Annotated in this window: 18 protein-coding genes; 3 read left to right on the top strand and 15 right to left on the bottom strand. The window is 64.8% G+C overall.

Annotated elements, in window-relative coordinates:
- Positions 1-60 precede the first annotated feature (60 nt).
- Complete coding sequence (ilvA, locus tag MTX35_RS16450) at positions 61-1,224, bottom strand: threonine ammonia-lyase (RefSeq protein ID WP_279396034.1); 1,164 nt, start codon at positions 1,222-1,224, stop codon at positions 61-63.
- 185 nt (positions 1,225-1,409) lie between these two features.
- Between ilvA and MTX35_RS16455 the strand changes: the two genes are divergently transcribed.
- Genes MTX35_RS16455 through MTX35_RS16465 form a run of 3 tightly spaced genes read left to right on the top strand, consistent with a single transcriptional unit; the run spans position 1,410 to position 3,313 of the window.
- A complete protein-coding gene (locus MTX35_RS16455) occupies positions 1,410-2,348 on the top strand; it encodes a DUF6286 domain-containing Asp23/Gls24 family envelope stress response protein (protein ID WP_243596014.1) in 939 nt (312 codons plus the stop codon).
- Positions 2,348-2,899: an alkaline shock response membrane anchor protein AmaP gene (locus MTX35_RS16460; RefSeq protein WP_243596015.1), complete on the top strand. Its 552-nt coding sequence runs from the start codon at positions 2,348-2,350 to the stop codon at positions 2,897-2,899. Before MTX35_RS16455 ends, MTX35_RS16460 begins: the two co-directional genes overlap by 1 nt.
- Before the next feature lie 24 nt (positions 2,900-2,923).
- Positions 2,924-3,313, top strand: coding sequence for a hypothetical protein (locus MTX35_RS16465; RefSeq protein WP_243596016.1), 390 nt, complete (start codon positions 2,924-2,926; stop codon positions 3,311-3,313).
- A gap of 12 nt (positions 3,314-3,325) precedes the next feature.
- Here the strand turns inward: MTX35_RS16465 and MTX35_RS16470 are convergent, their stop codons facing one another.
- From MTX35_RS16470 to MTX35_RS16535, 14 genes are all read right to left on the bottom strand, one after another.
- Positions 3,326-5,851, bottom strand: coding sequence for a polynucleotide kinase-phosphatase (locus tag MTX35_RS16470; RefSeq protein WP_243596017.1), 2,526 nt, complete (start codon positions 5,849-5,851; stop codon positions 3,326-3,328).
- Positions 5,848-7,143, bottom strand: coding sequence for a 3' terminal RNA ribose 2'-O-methyltransferase Hen1 (locus tag MTX35_RS16475; RefSeq protein ID WP_243596018.1), 1,296 nt, complete (start codon positions 7,141-7,143; stop codon positions 5,848-5,850). The genes MTX35_RS16470 and MTX35_RS16475 overlap by 4 nt, the downstream gene beginning before the upstream one ends.
- Before the next feature lie 280 nt (positions 7,144-7,423).
- Positions 7,424-8,614 (bottom strand): elongation factor Tu, encoded by a 1,191-nt coding sequence (gene tuf / locus MTX35_RS16480; protein ID WP_068052772.1) that lies wholly within the window; start codon positions 8,612-8,614, stop codon positions 7,424-7,426.
- Between the two features lie 102 nt (positions 8,615-8,716).
- The gene (fusA, locus tag MTX35_RS16485) at positions 8,717-10,819 is read right to left on the bottom strand and encodes an elongation factor G (protein ID WP_243596019.1); all 2,103 of its coding nucleotides are present in this window, start codon (positions 10,817-10,819) and stop codon (positions 8,717-8,719) included.
- Positions 10,820-10,914: 95 nt separating this feature from the next.
- Positions 10,915-11,385 (bottom strand): 30S ribosomal protein S7, encoded by a 471-nt coding sequence (gene rpsG / locus MTX35_RS16490; protein ID WP_003941856.1) that lies wholly within the window; start codon positions 11,383-11,385, stop codon positions 10,915-10,917.
- Between the two features lies 1 nt (position 11,386).
- Entirely contained in the window at positions 11,387-11,761 is a 375-nt protein-coding gene (gene rpsL, locus MTX35_RS16495; protein WP_008714048.1) for a 30S ribosomal protein S12, read from the bottom strand.
- 294 nt (positions 11,762-12,055) lie between these two features.
- The gene (locus tag MTX35_RS16500) at positions 12,056-12,583 is read right to left on the bottom strand and encodes a DUF3558 domain-containing protein (protein ID WP_243596020.1); all 528 of its coding nucleotides are present in this window, start codon (positions 12,581-12,583) and stop codon (positions 12,056-12,058) included.
- Positions 12,580-13,095, bottom strand: coding sequence for a DUF3558 domain-containing protein (locus tag MTX35_RS16505; RefSeq protein WP_243596021.1), 516 nt, complete (start codon positions 13,093-13,095; stop codon positions 12,580-12,582). The genes MTX35_RS16500 and MTX35_RS16505 overlap by 4 nt, the downstream gene beginning before the upstream one ends.
- A gap of 6 nt (positions 13,096-13,101) precedes the next feature.
- Positions 13,102-13,629: a hypothetical protein gene (locus MTX35_RS16510; RefSeq protein ID WP_243596022.1), complete on the bottom strand. Its 528-nt coding sequence runs from the start codon at positions 13,627-13,629 to the stop codon at positions 13,102-13,104.
- A 43-nt stretch (positions 13,630-13,672) separates the two neighbouring features.
- The gene (locus tag MTX35_RS16515) at positions 13,673-15,091 is read right to left on the bottom strand and encodes an amidohydrolase family protein (RefSeq protein WP_243596023.1); all 1,419 of its coding nucleotides are present in this window, start codon (positions 15,089-15,091) and stop codon (positions 13,673-13,675) included.
- A gap of 48 nt (positions 15,092-15,139) precedes the next feature.
- A complete protein-coding gene (locus MTX35_RS16520) occupies positions 15,140-15,763 on the bottom strand; it encodes a TetR/AcrR family transcriptional regulator (RefSeq protein ID WP_243596081.1) in 624 nt (207 codons plus the stop codon).
- Between the two features lie 42 nt (positions 15,764-15,805).
- On the bottom strand, positions 15,806-16,558 hold the full coding sequence (locus MTX35_RS16525; protein ID WP_243596024.1) for an enoyl-CoA hydratase family protein: 753 nt from the start codon (positions 16,556-16,558) through the stop codon (positions 15,806-15,808).
- On the bottom strand, positions 16,558-17,718 hold the full coding sequence (locus tag MTX35_RS16530) for an acyl-CoA dehydrogenase family protein (protein ID WP_243596025.1): 1,161 nt from the start codon (positions 17,716-17,718) through the stop codon (positions 16,558-16,560). The genes MTX35_RS16525 and MTX35_RS16530 overlap by 1 nt, the downstream gene beginning before the upstream one ends.
- A complete protein-coding gene (locus MTX35_RS16535; RefSeq protein ID WP_243596026.1) occupies positions 17,715-19,673 on the bottom strand; it encodes a biotin carboxylase N-terminal domain-containing protein in 1,959 nt (652 codons plus the stop codon). The genes MTX35_RS16530 and MTX35_RS16535 overlap by 4 nt, the downstream gene beginning before the upstream one ends.
- Positions 19,674-19,677 lie beyond the last annotated feature (4 nt).

Below are 19,677 nucleotides of genomic sequence, written 5' to 3' on the forward strand. Positions count from 1 at the left end.
CCGATGTCCTGGTTCAAGTCGCTGCTCAAAGTACCAGTGCCACCTGTGCGGCCCGGGAGATCAGTTCTCCACGTGCACCGCATACCCGGCCGCACCCAAGGCATCGAGTACCGAACCGCGATGGTCGGGTCCGCGCGTCTCGACGGTCAACATCACGTCGACCTCCTCGAGGCCCAGACGTCCGCCGGTACGGGAGTGGACGACGTCGACCACACTGGCCCCGGCGTCGCGAACCACACCGAGCACGCCGGTGAGTCCGCCCGGTTTGTCCGAAATCGTCACGCGTACAGCGAGATAGCGTCCACCGGCACGGAGACCGTGGGTGATGACGTGCGTGAGCAACAGTGGGTCGATGTTCCCGCCGGAGAGGACGGCACACACCGAGCCGGTCAATCCGAGCTCGTCCGCCGAGTGCGTCATCAGCGCCGCCACGGCAGCGGCACCCGCTGGTTCGACGATGAGTTTGGCGCGCTCGATGCACAGCACCAGAGCCCTCGACAGCGCGTCTTCACTGACGGTGACGACGTCGTCCACCCAGCCCTGCACGTGATCGAACGGCACCGATCCGGGCAGACCGACCGCGATGCCGTCGGCCATCGTCGACATCGATGTCAACGCGATCGGATGCCCCGCCTTCAGCGACGCCGGCCACGCGGCGGCACCCTCGGCCTGCACGCCGACGACCCTGATATCGGGCTTGGTCAGCTTGACCGCCGCGGCGACACCGGCCAACAGTCCCCCGCCGCCGGTGGGAATCACGATGGTGCCGACGTCCGGCATCTGCTGAAGCAGCTCGGTCCCGAGTGTCGCCTGCCCCGCGACGATGTCGAGGTGGTCGAACGGATGGATGAGGGTGGCACCGGTGCGTTCGGCGAATTCTCTGGCCGACTTCAGCGCCTCGTCGACGGTGTTGCCCACCAGATGGACCGTCGCTCCGTATGCCTTGGTGGCCACCAGCTTCGGCAGCGACGCCCCTACCGGCATGAACACCGTGGAGGCGATCCCCACCTGCGACGCCGCCCAGGCGACACCTTGAGCATGATTGCCTGCGCTGGCCGCGACGACCCCGCGTGCGCGCTGCTCGGCGTCGAGCCTGGCGATGCGGTTGTACGCTCCGCGGGGCTTGAACGATCCGGTGCGCTGCAGGTTCTCGCACTTGAGACGCACCTCGTGGCCGGTGAGGTCCGACAGAATTCGCGAGGCCACCACCGGCGTCCGGCGCATGACCGGCTCCAGCAGCTCCTCGGCCGAGGAGATATCCGACGCGGTCACCCGCACAATTTCCGACACGGTCGCAGTATGCCAGGAACAATTACTCTCGCGACGTCATCCACCACCGGTCGTCACTACAGTTGTGGAGCGCGTGCCGCACCACAGCGAGCCGCGACAGGTGCAAAGGATTCTCGGTGATGACGCATGCCGGATCCGACGAGGTCAGCGACGATCTCGAGATGCGTGGCAGCCTCGAGATCAAGAATCGGGCGATCTCCCGAACTGCCATCACGGCGGCCTTGAAGGACCCCCGGGTCACCCGAACCACCGGCGGAATGTCGCGGCTGACCGGTCGAGAACTCCCCCGCGCCGACGTCACCCTGGGCGAGGACACGATCGCCGTCAACCTCTACATCGGCGTGACATGGCCGTCGCAGATCACCGAGGTCACCGAGGCGGTGCACGCGGAGGTCGAAGACGCGCTGGCGACGATGACGGGTCTGCACGTGCATCGGGTGAACGTGCTGGTATCCGACACCACCCTCGCCAGCGGTCCAGCACCTGTGTCGAATCCCGATGCTTCGCAGACTGTTTCCCCCCGACCTCCCACCGCAAGCCCGGCCGCGATGCCGGTGGCCCTGCTGTTCGGGTTCGTTCTCCTGGGCGTGGCCTTCGTCGCCGGCCGGGAGTTCCTGATCGCGCAAGGAACCATCGGCGGCAGTCCGTGGATCGCCGACGCGATCGGCTGGGTCGCCGGATTGCACTGGCAGGGTTGGATGATCGCCGCCGCGATCGGCAGCGCCGTCGTCGGATTGCTCCTCGTGCTCATCGGCGTCAAGCCGCGAACGAAGACACATTCCGGTCTCGGTGGGTCGGCGTCGACCGTCTGGGCCACGCCCACCGACATCGCTCGATTGTGCAGTGCTGCAGCACAGTCCACCCGCGGGGTCGTGGACGCGCACACCGTCGTCACGCGCAGGAAGATCGACGTGCGGGTGGCGCGCGCTCCTGGTTTCGAGGTCGACGGCATCGACTCTGCGGTCCGCGAAGCGCTCGCTCCGGTGCTGTCGGTTGCCGCGGATGGGCGGCGATCGACGGTGAAACACACGTCTGCGCCGCCGACAAGGGTTACGTGATGAAGACGTTCGTCGCCGGGGTGGACCGGCTTCTCGCCGTCGTCACCGGAGTTGTTCTCCTCGCCGGTGGTGGCTTCGCTCTTGCCTGGCACCACGACGCCCCATGGGCGCGAGAGATGCTCTCTCGCTTCGATCGTGTGCGGATCGCCGAACTGCCCGAACAGGGCTGGTGGGTGCCGACGTTGGCTGTGGTCGGGTGCACCGCGGTGGTCATGGCACTACTCCTGTTGATCGGCAACATCTCGCCGCGTACGACCGGAACGGCAAGTGTCATCGAGGAGCCTCATTTCTCGGCGCATGTGGACCTGAGCTCCATCGCATCGGGCGTGGCGGCGGAGTTGGCCGAGTTCCCTGGTGTTCGACGCGCCCGCGGTACTGCGATCGACGATCGAGGAATGCCGACCGTCGCCGTGTCGGTCTATGCTGCAGCCGATTTCGACGTCGTCGCCTTCACCGCCCAGGCCGAATCACGAGCCGCTTTCGTAGCCGAATCACTCGCCGGTTCGCACGTCGCTACCCGTATTCAGCTGCACGTCGACAAGCGGCGGTAACAGTCCGGGCGGTACGGTAGGGCCATGGTTGCATCGACGCGCAGTAGGTTCGAGCGATGGTCCGGTGGGATGCCTCTCGTGGTCCCGGTGGCATTCGGAGTGGTGCTGGTGATCGCAAGCGTCTCGTCGAAGCTCGGTGGCAGCTCGCTCTTCTTCTTCGCTCCTCTGGCTTTCGTCACCTCGGGAACGGTCTTGTGGCTCAAAGCCCGACGTGACACGACACGAGACCACCTCGCTCACGCCGCAGTCGGATCCGCACTGCTGGTGGGCTGCGGCGTCGTCGTCGCCGTGTGTGGTCTCGCGGGCGGCCTGATGCTGGACTCGCCGGTGTTCTGGGCATCGATCGCGGTTGCTGCGGCAATCGCGGCTCCGATCAGCGCCGGCATCAGTCCGTTCTCGTCGCCCTCGAATTAGTGCCCACGGCACCTACAGTCGCGGGTCCACCGGCTCGGATTCCAGTGCCAGGACCGCGAATACCGCCTGGTGGATGCGATACAGCGGTTCATTGCGCACCGATCGGTCCAACGCCTCCATGCCGAGTGCGTATTCGCGTAGGGCCATCGACTGCTTGTGTCCCACGTTTCGATTACGCAGTGCAGTCAGTCGATCCGGATCGGTGTAGTCGGCACCGTAGATCAGCCGCAGGTACTCTCGGCCGCGAACTTTCATGCCGGGCTGCATCTTCCCGCTTGGCGCGTTCGCCGCAGGCTTGACCACCATGCCCTCACCGCCCTGTGCCGTCAACTCCTCCCACCACTTCTCCCCTGCAGCAACCGAATCCGCGGACGACAGATCGACCTCGATTCGACGGGTGGTGGCGAACACCTCGGGAGCAGCTGCCACCAGCCGGTCGGCGACGTCGAGGTGCCACGTGTGCGGTCGATCCGCATACGTCTCGACATTCGACGCCAGCACCTGGAACGGCGCGATCCGAACTCCGTCGAGCCCGTCCGTCGGCCAGACGTACCGCCGGTACGCGGCGGTGAACTCACCCAGGTTGCCCTGCCGAACGGTGTTCCGTTCCTGCAACTCCTGCACATTCAGACCGCGCGATCCGGCCGATGCCAACGCCGCCGCCTCGGCCTCGAGGTTCGCCCGAGACACCGCAGCGACCGCGGCGTACTCGGTCTTGATCAGGCCCTCCGCCTTGGCAGACCACGGCATCAGTTCGCAGTCGAGAATCAGCCAGCTCGAGGCCAATTCGTCCCACACACCGGCCTTCTCGATCGCGTCGGACACCCCGGAAATCAGCTCGCCGGTGAGCGACTCGTCGAACACCGGACGACCCGTCCGCGTGTACGCGGCGCCGAGCACTCCCTCCGGCGCATCGAACTTCTCCCGAGCGGTAGGTGCATCTCGACACACCACGACGACCACCCGCGAGCCCATGTGCTTCTCCTCGCAGATCACCGTTGACGCACCGACCGCCCGATACGCGTCGAACGCCTCTGTCGGATACTCGAGATAGCCCTCCCGGTCCGATGTTCGGCTCGGTGCCATGGTCGGCGGAAGATAGTGCAACCACTGCGGAGTCAATGCGAACCGACTCATCACTTCCAAAGCGCCCGCGGCATTCTCGGACCGTATCGACACGCGACCACGCAGCGACGTCTCGACGCCCGTCGGCCCGATCACATCGGACAGATCGAGAGACGCGGCATCACGGGTGAACGCGCCCATCGGCCGCGCCGGCTCGTACCAGACCTTCTCGGCCGGAACCGAGACGATCTCACGCTCCGGATAGCGCAATGCCGTGAGCTTCCCACCGAAGACACACCCCGTGTCGAGACACGCAGTGTTGTTCTCCCACTGCACTTCCGGCACCGGCGTGTGCCCGTAGAGCACCGTCGCCGAACCGCGATAGTCCTGCGCCCACGGGTACCGCACCGGCAGCCCGAATTCGTCGGTCTCACCCGTGGTGTCACCGTACAGGGCAAAGCTTCGAACCCTGCCCGACGCCCTGTTGTGGTACTTCTCGATCAGACCGGCGTGCGCAACGACGAGCTTTCCGCCGTCGAGCACGAGGTGCGCGACGAGTCCGTCGCAGAATTCGAGGACCTCCCTGCGGAAGTCTGGAGATTCGGCGTCGAGCTGCTCGAGAGTCTCGGCAAGGCCGTGCGAGGTAGTCACCTTCCGCCCCCGCAGCGCCTTGACGAGCTTGTTCTCGTGGTTGCCCGGCACTGCCAATGCCGCGCCTGCACCGACCATCCCCATCACCAGCCGCAGCACGCCGACCGACTCCGGCCCGCGATCGACGTAGTCGCCGACGAACACCGCGGTACGACCGGGCGGTGGCGTCGCGCCGACCGCACGGCCGACCTCGTCGCGCTCGATCGTGTAACCCAGTGCTTCGAGCAGGCTTTGGAGTTCGTTGAGGCAGCCGTGGATGTCCCCGATGACGTCGAACGGCCCCGTCAGTCCGCGGCGATCGCTGCGCAGCGGCGTCCGAACGAACTGCGCCGACGCCACCGCCTCGACACCGTCGAGTACATGGACCGAGCGAAATCCTTCCTTGGACAGACCACGCATCGAACGCTGCATCTGAGACTGCTGGCGACGCAGTACGTCTCGGCCGAACGCCCTGTCGGTCCGTTCTGCGTTGCGCTGGGCACACACCGATTCCGGCACATCGAGTACGACGGCGACCGGGAGCACATCGTGTTCACGAGCCAGCGCGATCAGCGCCTTGCGCGCCGCCGGTTGCACATTGGTGGCGTCGACGACGGTGAGCAGACCGGCCCGCAGCCTGGTCGCGACGAGGAACTCCAGCAGCGCGAACGCGTCCTTGGTTGCGCTCTGCAGATTGGGGTCGTTGCTCACCATCCCTCGGCAGGCATCGCTGGACACCGTCTCGTACGGGCCGAAGTGCTGCGTTGCGAACGACGACTTGCCGGACCCACTGATACCGATCAGGACGACCAGGGACAGATCCGGAATGTCGAACGTACTCACTGGGACTGCTCCTCTCGGGTGAAGACGGCCATCTGGGTCGGGGTTCCGTGCACGTCGTCGACGGGGCCGATGCGGTCGAAACGAACCGAGTAGGCGTGGCCGTCGGCCACCGATGATGCCCACTGCTCGAATTCGGTGCGGGTGAACTCGAATCGGTGATCGACGTGACGGAAGGTTCCTGGTTCGAGGCCGGGATACAGCACGTTGTACTCGGAGTTGGGTGTGGTGACGAGAACCGTTCGCGGACGCGCCTCGCCGAAGACCGAGCGCACCAATGCCGGCAGTCGATCGAGGTCGACGTGCTCGATCACCTCCATGAGCACCATCGCATCGAATCCCTGCAACCGAACGTCGCGGTAGGTGGCCGAGGACTGGACCAGTTCGATGCGCGTTCGCTGCCGATCCGCCATGTCGTCCAGACGCAACCGGCGGTGTGCCTTCACGAGTGCACGATCACTCACATCGGCGCCGAGAATACGGTCGAAAGAGTTGTCTGCGAACAGCTCTCGGAGTAGACGACCCTCACCGCAGCCCAGGTCGATCACCGACTTCGCGCCGAAGCCTGTCAGCGCCGCCAGTACGGCGCGTACCCGCTGCTCGGCCAACGTCGGATCCCGCGGGGCAACGTCGTCCTGCGGGGCGTCGGGCACGAGTCGGTCCAGCGCCGACGCCACGAGTTCGCGACGGTGCGCCAGGTAGCGGGACGCGATGAGCGCTGACTCCGGGTGATCTCCCAGCCAATCCCCTGCTGCGCGAACCAGTTTGTCGGCCTCGTCCTCGCCCACCCAATAGTGCTTGGCGTCGTCGAGAACCGGGAGAAGAACGTACAGGTGCCGCAGCGCAGCCGACAGCGTGAACGTGCCGGTGAGAACGAGATCGACGTATTCGGAGTCACCCCATTCCGGCTGCGTCGGATCGAGGGCAATGGGTGTCGCGTCTACCGTCCATCCGAGGGGACCGAAGAGCCGATCCGCGAGATCGGTTCCGCCCCGCGACGGCGCGGCAGGCATCGACATGGTCAGATCGAGTGCTGCAGAGACCAATTCAGGCTTTCCGGTGCACACACCGGCCAGCGTTTGCTTGAACAGTCGCGACAGGGCCACTGCCAGTCCGGATGCGGCGTCGGCATCGGCGAGAACGGCGACGGTGGTGCACTCAGCCGAGACCTCGGGATACAGCACCGTGGTGGCACCCATCGGCAGGTTCCAGCTCTGCACACGATCGGGGTGCTTGTGCAACAAATACCCGATGTCGGAGGTATCCGGGAAATCGGTTGTGGCATTTGCAGTCACGGTCAGTAGCACCGCAGCGACGTTACGGGACCGCCGAGCCCGATGCGTCCCATTTTTCGGGGATCCTCGTGCCGCGTGAATGGACCACTGAACACGTCTGGGCGGTGCAAGGGTCCATTCACGCACCTACGGGTGGCCATCTCCGGACCGCGTGAATGGACCGTTGCATACGTCTGAGCGGCGCAAGGGTCCATTGACGCGGGCGGCGGAGCCGACCGCACGCAAAAGCGGCACCCACCAGAAGGTGGGTGCCGCTTCGGTAGAGCAGGGTGAAACTAGATCACTTGACGATCTTCGTGACGCGACCGGCTCCGACGGTACGACCGCCCTCACGGATGGCGAAACGGAGGCCGACATCCATGGCGACCGGCTGGATCAGCGTGACGGACATCTCGGTGTTGTCACCGGGCATGACCATCTCGGTGCCCTCGGGAAGGGTCACGACGCCCGTAACGTCCGTGGTGCGGAAGTAGAACTGCGGGCGGTAGTTGTTGAAGAACGGCGTGTGGCGGCCGCCCTCGTCCTTGGACAGGATGTATGCGTTGCCCTCGAACTCCGTGTGGGGAGTCGTGGTGCCCGGCTTGATGATGACCTGTCCACGCTCGACGTCTTCGCGCTTGATGCCACGAACGAGGAGGCCGACGTTGTCGCCTGCCTGACCCGAGTCGAGCAGCTTGCGGAACATTTCGATTCCGGTGACGGTGGTCTTGGTCGAGCCGGGGCGGATGCCGACGATCTCGACCTCTTCGTTGACGTTGACCGAGCCGCGCTCGATACGTCCGGTGACCACGGTGCCACGACCGGTGATGGTGAAGACGTCCTCGACGGGCATGAGGAACGGCTTGTCGGTCTCACGGACGGGGTCCGGAACCGAATCGTCGACGGCCTGCATGAGCTCCATGACCGATTCGCCCCACTTCTCGTCACCCTCGAGTGCCTTGAGTGCGGAGACCTTGATGACCGGTGCGTCCTCGTCGAACTCCTGCGAAGCGAGGAGCTCGCGGACCTCCATCTCGACGAGCTCGATGATCTCGTCGTCGTCGACCATGTCGGCCTTGTTCAGTGCGACCAGGATGTACGGAACACCGACCTGGCGGGCGAGCAGCACGTGCTCGCGGGTCTGCGGCATCGGGCCGTCGGTTGCTGCCACGACCAGGATTGCGCCGTCCATCTGAGCCGCGCCGGTGATCATGTTCTTGATGTAGTCGGCGTGACCCGGTGCATCGACGTGCGCGTAGTGGCGCTTCTCGGTCTGGTACTCGACGTGGGAGATGTTGATCGTGATACCACGAGCCTTCTCCTCCGGAGCCTTGTCGATCTGATCGAAAGCCGAGGCCTCGTTCAGGTCCGGGAACTTGTCGTGCAGAACCTTGGTGATTGCAGCCGTCAGCGTCGTCTTACCGTGGTCAACGTGACCGATGGTGCCGATGTTGACGTGCGGCTTCGTCCGATCGAACTTCGCCTTCGCCACTGTGTGTCCTCCTGGACTGATCTGTGCGAGCCCCTGCGGGGCAAGCACGCGTATGTGTTGTTTCTTATTACAGGTCGAGCGTGGTCCAGCAAGCGGAGAGAATTACTCTCCGTTCACCTTCGCAATGATTTCCTTCGCTACGTTCGCGGGAACTTCTGCGTACGAATCGAAGACCATGGAGTAGTTTGCGCGGCCCTGCGTCTTCGACCGAAGGTCTCCGATGTAGCCGAACATCTCCGACAGCGGAACCAGTGCCTTGACGATACGGGCACCGCTGCGTTCCTCCATGGCCTGGATCTGACCACGGCGGGAGTTCAGGTCGCCGATGACCTCACCCATGTAATCCTCGGGCGTGATGACCTCGACGGCCATGACGGGTTCGAGAATGACGGGGCTGGCCTTGCGAGCGGCTTCCTTGAACGCTTGTGAGCCGGCGACCTTGAAGGCCATTTCCGACGAGTCGACGTCGTGGTACGCACCGTCGAGCAGTGTGACCTTGACGTTGACCAGGGGGTATCCGGCGAGAACACCGTACTGCATGGCGTCCTGAGCACCTGCGTCGACCGAGGGGATGTACTCCCTCGGCACACGACCACCGCTGACCTTGTTCTCGAACTCGTAGGTCGCGCCGTCTTCGCCCTCGAAAGGCTCGAGCTTGATGATGACCTTCGCGAACTGGCCGGAGCCACCGGTCTGCTTCTTGTGCGTGTAGTCGTGCTTGTCGACCGTCTTGCGGATGGTCTCGCGGTACGCGACCTGCGGCTTGCCGACGTTGGCCTCGACCTTGAACTCGCGACGCATACGGTCGACGAGGATGTCGAGGTGCAGCTCGCCCATGCCGCCGATGACGGTCTGGCCGGTGTCCTCGTCCAGCTTCACCGAGAAGGTGGGATCCTCTTCGGCGAGCTTCTGGATGGCTGTTCCCAGCTTCTCCTGGTCGGACTTGGTCTTCGGCTCGATCGAGACCTGGATGACCGGGTCCGGGAAGCTCATGGACTCGAGGATGATCTGGTTCTGCGGATCGCAGAGCGTGTCACCCGTCGTGGTGTCCTTGAGGCCGATGACCGCGTAGATGTGACCGGCAGATGCGGTCGCGATCGCGTTCTCCTTGTTGGAGTGCATCTGGAAGAGCTTGCCCAGACGCTCCTTCTTGCCCTTGGTCGAGTTGACGACCTGAGCGCCGGAGTCGACCTTGCCCGAGTACACCCGGACGTAGGTCAGCTTGCCGAAGAAGGGGTGAGTCGCGATCTTGAACGCGAGAGCTGCGAACGGCTCGTCTGCGGACGGCTTGCGAGTGATCTCCTTCTCCTCGTCGCCGACGGCGTGTCCGATGGTCTCGGCAACGTCGAGGGGAGACGGGAGGTAGTCGATGACTGCGTCGAGCATGGGCTGAACGCCCTTGTTCTTGAACGCGGATCCACAGAGGATCGGGTACAGCTCGCTGTTGACCGTCATCTTGCGGATGGCAGCCTTGATCTCGTCGATCGTGAGCTCTTCGCCGCTGAAGTGCTTCTCCAGAAGCGCCTCGTCGGACTCGGCCACGGTCTCGAGCAGCATTTCGCGGTACTCGGCTGCGCGCTCCTTGAGATCTTCGGGGATCTCGATGGTTTCGTAGGTCTCGCCCAGCTTGGTTTCGCCGCGCCAGATCTTCGCGTTCATCTCGACGAGGTCGACGATGCCTTCGAAGTCACTCTCGGAGCCGATCGGCAGCTGGATGACCAGCGGCTTGGCACCGAGGCGATCGATGATGGTCTGCACGGTGTAGTAGAAATCCGCACCGAGCTTGTCCATCTTGTTGACGAAGCAGATACGCGGCACGTCGTACTTGTCGGCCTGGCGCCACACCTGCTCGGACTGCGGCTCGACACCTTCTTTGCCGTCGAACACTGCGACGGCACCGTCGAGCACGCGGAGCGAACGCTCCACCTCGACGGTGAAGTCGACGTGCCCGGGGGTGTCGATGATGTTGATCTGGTTTTCGTTCCAGAAGCACGTCGTGGCAGCAGAGGTGATCGTGATGCCACGTTCCTGCTCCTGCTCCATCCAGTCCATCGTGGCTGCGCCATCGTGAACTTCACCGATCTTGTAGGAGATACCGGTGTAGAAGAGGATGCGTTCGGTAGTGGTGGTCTTGCCGGCATCGATGTGAGCCATGATGCCGATGTTGCGGACCTTGAGTAGGTCGGTCAGCACGTCCTGTGCCACGAGTTAACCCGCCTTGGTGTTGGAAGAGGTATTGCCTGAGCTGATCAACGCTCCGGCGGCATCGGATAGTTCCGAATACCGCCCGAGCGAGGAGATCACCAGCGGTAGTGGGCGAACGCCTTGTTGGCTTCGGCCATCTTGTGAGTGTCCTCGCGACGCTTCACAGCGGCACCGAGGCCGTTGCTGGCGTCGAGCAACTCGTTCGCCAGACGCTCGACCATGGTCTTCTCACGACGAGCGCGCGAGAACGTGACCAGCCAGCGCAGTGCCAGCGTGGTGGAGCGGCCGGGACGAACCTCGACGGGCACCTGGTAGGTGGCACCACCGACGCGACGGCTGCGAACCTCGAGGGCCGGCTTGACGTTGTCGAGTGCACGCTTGAGCGTGACGACGGGGTCGGTGCCGGTCTTCTCGCGAGCCTGCTCGAGCGCCTGGTAGACGATGCGCTCTGCGGTCGACTTCTTGCCGTCGAGAAGGATCTTGTTGACGAGCTGCGTGACCAACGGCGATCCGTAGACCGGGTCGTTGATCAGCGGCCGCTTGGGTGCTGGGCCCTTGCGTGGCATATCAGCTCTTCTCCTTCTTGGCTCCGTAGCGGCTACGAGCCTGCTTGCGGTTCTTGACACCCTGGGTGTCGAGCGAGCCGCGGATGATCTTGTAACGCACACCCGGGAGGTCCTTCACACGACCACCGCGAACGAGCACCATCGAGTGCTCCTGCAGGTTGTGACCCTCACCGGGGATGTATGCGGTGACCTCGACCGAGGAGGTCAGGCGAACACGCGCGACCTTACGGAGAGCGGAGTTCGGCTTCTTGGGGGTGGTGGTGTACACGCGAGTGCACACGCCACGGCGCTGTGGACTGCCCTTGAGGGCAGCGGTCTTCAGTTTCGCGACCTTGTCGGTGCGACCCTTGCGGACCAGCTGGTTGATCGTTGGCATAAACCGGCTTTCTTCGTGTCGATAAACAGGGATCTAGCAGTTGGAGCAAGAGAACACTGCTCCTCACCCGGTACTGCTGCTGCTCCAGTACTGCTATCGCGGGTCTCTTGCACCCCGCGGTCGGGTGTGTCGCATACCCCCACACGTCCAGCCGGTTGCGCGCTCTTCGAGCGAACGTGCGCACGGCTGTACCTCGCATAGGCACACAAACGGTCCGGCCAGGCCGGACACGACCCATAACGATACCCGGCAGCGTCGCCTCGGGTCAAAACACCCCTCGTGTGGGTTCGCGGGCTATCGACTGAGGTTCAGCGTGAGGTCGGCGAGCTTGGCGGCGGCCTGACAGGGATCGGGATGCGCGACGTCCGGCTGGTACTGCACCCACCACCCGAAAATGCCCGCCCGATCCGCACCGGCGGAGACCCCGCACGAGTCGGGGTCGTTCGGGCGCTGGGCCTGGATTGCCTTGCGTCCCTGGACCGTTGTGTCGGTGACGGTGTACATCAACTTCTCGTCGGCAGCCCGCTCGGCTGCAAGGGTGCCGGACTCGAACCAGTTGAACGTCACCTTCACCGTGCCCGCGGAGCCGACGAGATCCCACCGACAAATGGCCCCGAGGAAACCCTGAGCGATGAGGTCGGCACCGACAGTGTCGGTGATCTGGTCGTCGGACACGGCGTCGCACTCGGTCAACAAGTCGGTGAATTCTTCGCCACCCGAGCCACCGAAGCTCGCCGGCCTTGCGGTCCCCTCGACGGTCTGGGAGCAGCCGGCGGCGAGTAGCAGGGTCGCTGTGGCGGCAATGATGCGTCTCTTTCTCATTGCTTGCGCTCCACGGTCAGCTGTGCGAGTTCGTTTCCGACATCACAGGGTGGGCGCGCCGCGGGTTGGTCGGAGTACGTGATGGACCAGTGGAAGAAGTCGTCGCCGAATTGCACGCCGATCTCGCACAGTGTGCCCCGCTCGGCCTCGAAGCCGGGGTTGCCGTCGATCTCGATGTCCTTCGCCGGTCGGCCGATCAACTCCGAACCGGCCCGTTCCCGGCCGATCGGGCTACCGCGGTACCAGGAGAAGCTGACGCCGGGTCCGCCGAAGCCGACCGTCTCCCACTGGCAGCCGACGGAGTTGCGGGTGATCTGCCCGAACGGGCCCGCCCCGAACGCGGATTGCACCTCGGCGTCGGTGATCGATCCGCATTCGCCGAAGAAGGGGCCGGGCTCGTATGCGGAGGTAGCGGGTGCCGAGTCCCCGGGTGGCGCGGCGTCGTCCTCGGCACCGCCGCACCCGGCGACCAGAATTGCCGCCACCGTCACCGCCATCGCGAACCGCTTCATATCCGCCTACGGTGCCTCGAACGCGCCGACGCCGGGAATGTCGAACAGAATGCCGGAAGCCAGAACATGTGCGGTGAAGAGAATCGGTCCGCTACCGGTGTCCGCTACCACCGGCCCCGAGGGAACGAATCGTCCATTGCCCTGCTGGCAGATCGGAGCGTTCACCGATCCGGTGCGACCGTTGGCAACGTTGACGAAGTCGACCTGGAGGCTGGCGAAGTTCTGGTAGGACGTGCAGATCCGCGGCTCGGCGGCGCGGCCCCAGATGTGGGTCAGGCCTGGCGTCTCGGTACCGGCGGCCTCGATCGTGCCGATCCACTGATCCGGAACGATCAGCCCACCGACGGTGACCCCGAGGTTGGGAATCTGCAGAACGGGGACGGAAACCGGTCCAGGCGGGGGTGCAGGCGCATTCTCGGTGGGTGCAGGCGGGGCATCGGCAGGCGGTTGAGCCTGTGCGACCGGCGCGAGGGCGATGGTGCCCACAGCCGCGAATGCAGCTGCAAGTAGACCGAATCGAGTCCGACGAGCCATGTGCGAGTTACTCCTGATCCCTGGGAAGCGAGTGGGCAATACGTTACCGCGAAGCGGCGAGCTTCCGGCCCCGGACATAGACGCCGACGATGGCCGGCTCGCGCATCGCCATCAGTAGCGCGAACAGGGTCTGGTCGCGGGCGAGTTCGGGATCGTCGGCGCGGACGCCGTGGTCGATCGCCGTCGCGAGCTGCGGCCACGCGGACGGATCGACGACGACGAAGTCGGCTTCCTTGCCGGCGTCGAAGTTGCCGATTCGGCTCTCCATGTCCAGCGCGCGGGCCCCCGCGAGGGTTCCGGTGAACAGCAGTTCCGCCGGGTGCAGCGACAGTCCGGCGTCGCCGGCCTCGGAGATGTGCACCTTGAACGCATCGGCGAGGACCTGCGGCAGCAGCCATTCGTCACCTCCGCCGAAGTCGGAACCGATGGCGATGTTCACCCCCGCGGCGACGGTTCGCTCCCACGGCATGGTGCCCGAGCCCAGGAACTGCTGCGAGGTAGGACAGTGCGCAATGGAGGTGCCGGTTTCGGCCAACCGCTCGAGTTCGATGTCCTGGCAGTGCACCGCGTGGGCCAGGATGGTGCGCCGACCCAGGAAGCTCTTGCCGCCCACCTGCGATCCCGGCAGAAACTTGCCGTCGTAGGTGTCGAGGTAGGTGTCCACCCCGTAGGCGTTCTTGGTGGCGTCGATCTCGCCGGTACCCGGCCGGTTGTTCTCGTTCAGGTGCGTGTGGAAGTAGACACCTCGGGCGCGGACGGAATCGTAGAGCTCGCCGAGATTCTTCAGCGTCTCGGTTGTCACCGAGAGCGAGAACCGCGGTACGACGGCCACATGCAGCATCGCCGTGTCGACGTCGCCGGTATCGGCCGCGTGCCACTTCTCGATCTCCTCGGACACCAGTCGGATGGCCTCGTCCTCACCGGTGATCAGGGCCTGCGCCGACGCCGGCCCGGTGGTCTGGACCCCGCGGCCGCTGACGATGCGCAGCCCGTGCTCGAGCGTCTCGGAGAACAGCGAGTCCTGTGCGTGCGGAAAGGCCGAGCCGAACACCATCGCCTGCGTGGTTCCGGCCCGGATTCGCGCGGCGCAGAAATCTCTGGCCGCTGCGGCGGCGAACTCGGGATCGGCGAAGCGAGACTCGGACGGGAAGATGCACGTGTTCAGCCATTCGAGTAGTTGCCCGCCGCCGTAGGAATCACCCGCATAGGTCTGCGGAAAGTGAATGTGGGTGTCCACAAATCCCGGCAGCAGAAACCCGGGACGATGATCAGCGATCTCCCGGTGCGCGTAGTGCGTTGGCAGAGAATCGAACTCGCCACAGAACTCGATCGTGCCCTCGCCGGACACCACCAGCGCACCGTCGGGAATCGACACCAACGACGCGGCAGCGTCGAGCACCGTGGGCGAGCCGGCGACGTGAAAGATGTGGCCGCGGTGCACGCGTGCGGTATCGGAAGTCACCCGCCAGACTCAAGCACAGGTCGGTCGGTGCTGCAGACCGTGTGGGTTCTAGCGAGCTCCCACCGACGCTGCGGACAGCCGCGAGTTCAACGATGTATCCAGTACCTCGGCCCACGATCTGACGACCTCGGCACGGCGTCGCGCGTCGTCGGTGAGCACATCGGCGAGACCCAGTCCTCGAGCGAGGTCGAGGGTTGCCTGCACCAGACGGTGGGTGACGGGATCGTTGTCGTCGACACCGAGGTTCTCGACGGCCATCTGGTGGGCACGACGGCCGAACCGTTCCTCGAGCGGCACGATGCGATCGCGCAACTCGGGGTCGGCCGACGCTGCCGTCCAGACCTGCAGTGCGGCTTTGAACATCGGGCCGGTGTAGTACTCGACGAGCCGCTCGACCACGAGTTTCGTCCGGCCGGGACCCGGCGGGATCTCCTGGGCCTCGCGGCGTGCGTGGTCCATTCGAGTGTCGAACATGTACTCGAGGGCTCCGGTGATCAGGTCCTCACGCGTCGGGAAATGGTGCTGGGTCGCGCCGCGAGAGACGCCGGCGCGTTCGGCGACGACGCCCACGGTCGTGGCGCTCCACCCCTGCTCGGCGAGTGAATCGATCGTCGCCTCGAGCAGTCGCTGACGCGTGACCCTGCTGCGGTCCTGCTTGGGTTCGCGCGCCATCACCATCGCCATACTCCCTACTGCTACCGACGCTCTGCCGACCTACTTTTCGACCACCCAGGACGGCGGCCTCTTCTCCAGAAAAGACATCATCCCCTCTCGGGCCTCGTCCGATGCAAACAACCTGGCCGATTGCTCGGCGACGGCCGTTCCGCGTTCGTCGATCTCGCGTCGGATCGCTGCCGTGGTGAGCTGTTTCGACTCGGCCAGGCCCTGCGGCGAGCACTTCCGAAACATGATCATGTAGTCGGCCACCGCGGCCGCGGGAACGGCGTCGGCCGCGGTGACCAGGCCGATCGCCTCGGCCGTCGCCCCGTCGAACGTCTCCCCGGTGAGGAAGTAGTGACTCGCCGCGCGGGACGTCAGCCGCGGCAGCACGGCCACCGAGATGACCGATGCCGCGAGCCCGAGCCGCACCTCGGTCAGTGCGAACGAACTCTCGGGTCCGGCGATCGCGATGTCACACGCCGCAACCAGGCCCATGCCGCCGGCCCGCACATGTCCGTCGATGTGACAGATGACGGGTTTCGGGGTGTCGATGATCAGCCGCATCAGATCGAGCATCTGCCGGGTGCGTAACTCCGGGGACGCACCGGCCTCTCGGAGGTCGGCACCGGCGCAGAACGTCGTGCCGGTGTGACCGAGCACGATCGTTCTGACGTCGTCGTCGTGCGCCGCAGCGATCAGGCCCGCCGTCAGTTCCTCGACCAACACCGAGGACAACGCATTTCGGTTCTCCGGCGAATCCAACGTCAAATACGCCGTGCTCGTGGAGTTCTCGGCGAGAACGGCCATCAGTAGCTTCTCGGCAGTCCGAGCGAGTGCTGGCTCACGAAGTTCAGAATCATCTCCCGACTCACCGGTGCGACGCGCGCGATACGAGCCGCTCCGAGCATTGCAGCCAAGCCGTACTCACTGCTCAACCCGGCACCACCGTGGGTTTGGATCGCCTGATCGAGCGCCTTGATGCTGGCCTCGGCCGCAGCGTATTTGGCCATGTTCGCAGCCTCGGCAGCGCCGAAGTCGTCGCCGGAGTCGTAGAGCACCGCAGCCTTCTGCATCATCAATTTCGCCAACTCCAGCTCGATCTTGCACTGCGCCAACGGGTGCGCCAAGCCTTGGTGGGCCCCGATCGGCGTCTTCCAGACGGTGCGCTCCTTGGCGTACTTCACTGCGGCATCGATGGCGTACCGGCCCATTCCGATGGCCATCGCGGCACCGAGGATGCGCTCGGGGTTCAGTCCCGCGAACAGCTGCATCAGGGCAGCGTCGGCCTCACCGACGAGTGCCTCGGCGGGCAACCGGACGTCGTCGAGGAACAGCACGAACTGGTGATCGGGTTCGACGATGTCCATCTCCATCTGCGTCTTCTGCAGACCCGGAGCGTCCGTGGGCACGATGAACAGGGCAGGCTTGAGCTTGCCGGTCTTGGAGTCCTCGGTGCGCGCGACGATCAAGACAGCGTCGGCCTGATCGACACCGGAGATGTAGATCTTGTTGCCCTTGAGGACCCACTCGTCGCCGTCACGGCGCGCAGTGGTGGTGATCTGATGCGAATTGGATCCGGCGTCGGGCTCGGTGATGCCGAAGACCATGATCTTGGATCCGTCGGCGAGGGCGGTGAGCCACTCCTGCTTCTGATCGCCCGTGCCGTACTTGCCGATGATGGTGCCGCAGATGGCAGGGCTGACGACCACGAGCAGCAGACCGGCACCGTGCGCAGCCAACTCCTCCTGCACGAGAGCGAGTTCGTAGATGCCTGCGCCGCCGCCGCCGTACTCCTCGGGCAGATTGACGCCGAGGAAGCCGAGCTTGCCCGCCTCGTTCCACAGCTCGGTCAGCGGCTCACCCTTGCGCGCCTTGGGCAACACGTAGTCGATGTAGTTGTAGCGCTTGCCCAGTGACGAGACTGCGTTGCGCAGTCCCTTCTGCTCTTCGGTTTCGATGAAACTCATGCTTGCTCTGCTCCTTCTGATACCACGGCCAGAACTGCACCGACCTCGACTTGTTGACCCTGCTGAACGTTCAGTTCCGTGAGCACACCGTCTGCAGGTGCGGTCACCGTGTGTTCCATCTTCATCGCCTCCAGCCACAGGATGGGCTGACCGGCGGTGACGGTATCGCCCTGCGCGGCAGCGATTCTGATGACGCTGCCCGGCATCGGAGCGAGAAGTGAACCAGCCGCGACCTGGTCGGTGGGGTCGGTGAACCGCGGGGCCCTGATCAACCGAACCGGACCGAGCGCCGAATCCACGAAGACAGCCGAACCGTAGCTGCCGACCGTGAAGATACGTCGAATACCGTTGTCGTCCAACGTCACCGAGGTCGGCGTGTGCTCCACCAGTTCGACACCCTCCACCGAGGAGGTGAGCCCGCTGCGTCCGATCGAATATTCGACGGTGATGTCGTTGTAGGTCTTGCGCTGCGGCTGCGACCGCAGGTTTCGCCAACCGCCGGGCAGTCCCCGATTCACGCGTGCTCGTTGGAGGTTGCTCGCCGCGTCGGCCAGAGCAGCTGCGAGAGCGGACAGTTCCTCGCCTCGGCCGTGCGCGATCGGCTGAGCCAGGACGTCGAGGCCGTGCGTGTCGAAGAATGCCGTATCGGTATCCCCCGCCACGAACGCCGGGTGCCGCAGAATGTTGACCAGCAGATCGCGGTTGGTCTTCAGGCCGTGAACGGTGGCCTTCTGCAACGCTTTGGCCAGTAGGTTCGCTGCCTGATCCCGCGTCGGCGCGAAGGAGATGACCTTCGCCAGCATCGGGTCGTAGTGAGTTCCCACCACACTGCCGGTCTCGACGCCGGAGTCCACTCTGATGTATCCAGCTTTGTCCGACACCTCGAACTGCGCACCGGGAATCTCGAATCGGTGCACGGCACCGCTCTGTGGCTGCCAGTCCTGGGCCGGATCCTCGGCGTAGAGGCGAACTTCGATGGAGTGTCCGCGAGTTGCCGGCTGCTCGGCGGGCAACCGCTCCCCCGCTGCCACCCGAATCTGCAGTGCTACCAGATCGAGTCCCGTCGTGCATTCGGTGACCGGGTGTTCCACCTGCAGCCGGGTGTTCATCTCGAGGAAGAAGAAATTCCCCTTCTCGTCGGCGAGGAATTCGACCGTGCCTGCACCCTCGTAGCCGATCGCCTCGGTGGCCAGTGTCGCCGCATGGAAGAGCTTCTCGCGCATGCCGTCGATGCGTTCGACGAGCGGCGACGGAGCCTCCTCGACGACCTTCTGGTGACGACGCTGAATAGAGCATTCACGCTCGCCCACCGTCCACACGGTGCCGAATCTGTCTGCCATGACCTGCACTTCGATGTGCCGGCCGGTCTCGATGTACCGCTCGACGAACACCGTTCCGTCGCCGAATGCCGAGAGTGCCTCGCGCCCGGCCGCTTCCAGCTCCGAATCCAGGTTCTCCAGGTTGCGCACGATACGCATGCCGCGCCCGCCGCCGCCTGCGGACGCCTTGATCAACACCGGAAGTTCGTTCTCGGTGACCGACTCGGGATCGAGCTGGGTCAGCACCGGCACTCCGGCGTCGGCCATCATCTTCTTGGACTCGACCTTCGAGCCCATCAATTCGATGGCCTTGACGGGCGGCCCGATCCACGTCAGGCCGGCGTTCTGCACCTGCTGCGCAAAATCGGCGTTCTCGGACAGGAATCCGTATCCCGGATGCACGGCGTCGGCTCCGGCCGCCGCGGCTGCCGCGATGACGAGCTCGCCGCGCAGGTACGTCTCGGCCGAACTGTTTCCGGGTAGCCGCACTGCCGCATCGGCCTCACGCACGTGCGGAGAGTTCGCGTCGGCGTCGGAGAAGACCGCGACGGTGTCGATGCCTTCGGCGCGGCAGGTAGTGAAGACGCGGCGGGCAATTTCGCCGCGGTTGGCTACGAGGACGGACGTTACGGTCATGGCT

Source organism: Rhodococcus sp. ARC_M12 (genome assembly GCF_022810385.1).
Lineage (GTDB): Bacteria > Actinomycetota > Actinomycetes > Mycobacteriales > Mycobacteriaceae > Rhodococcoides > Rhodococcoides navarretei.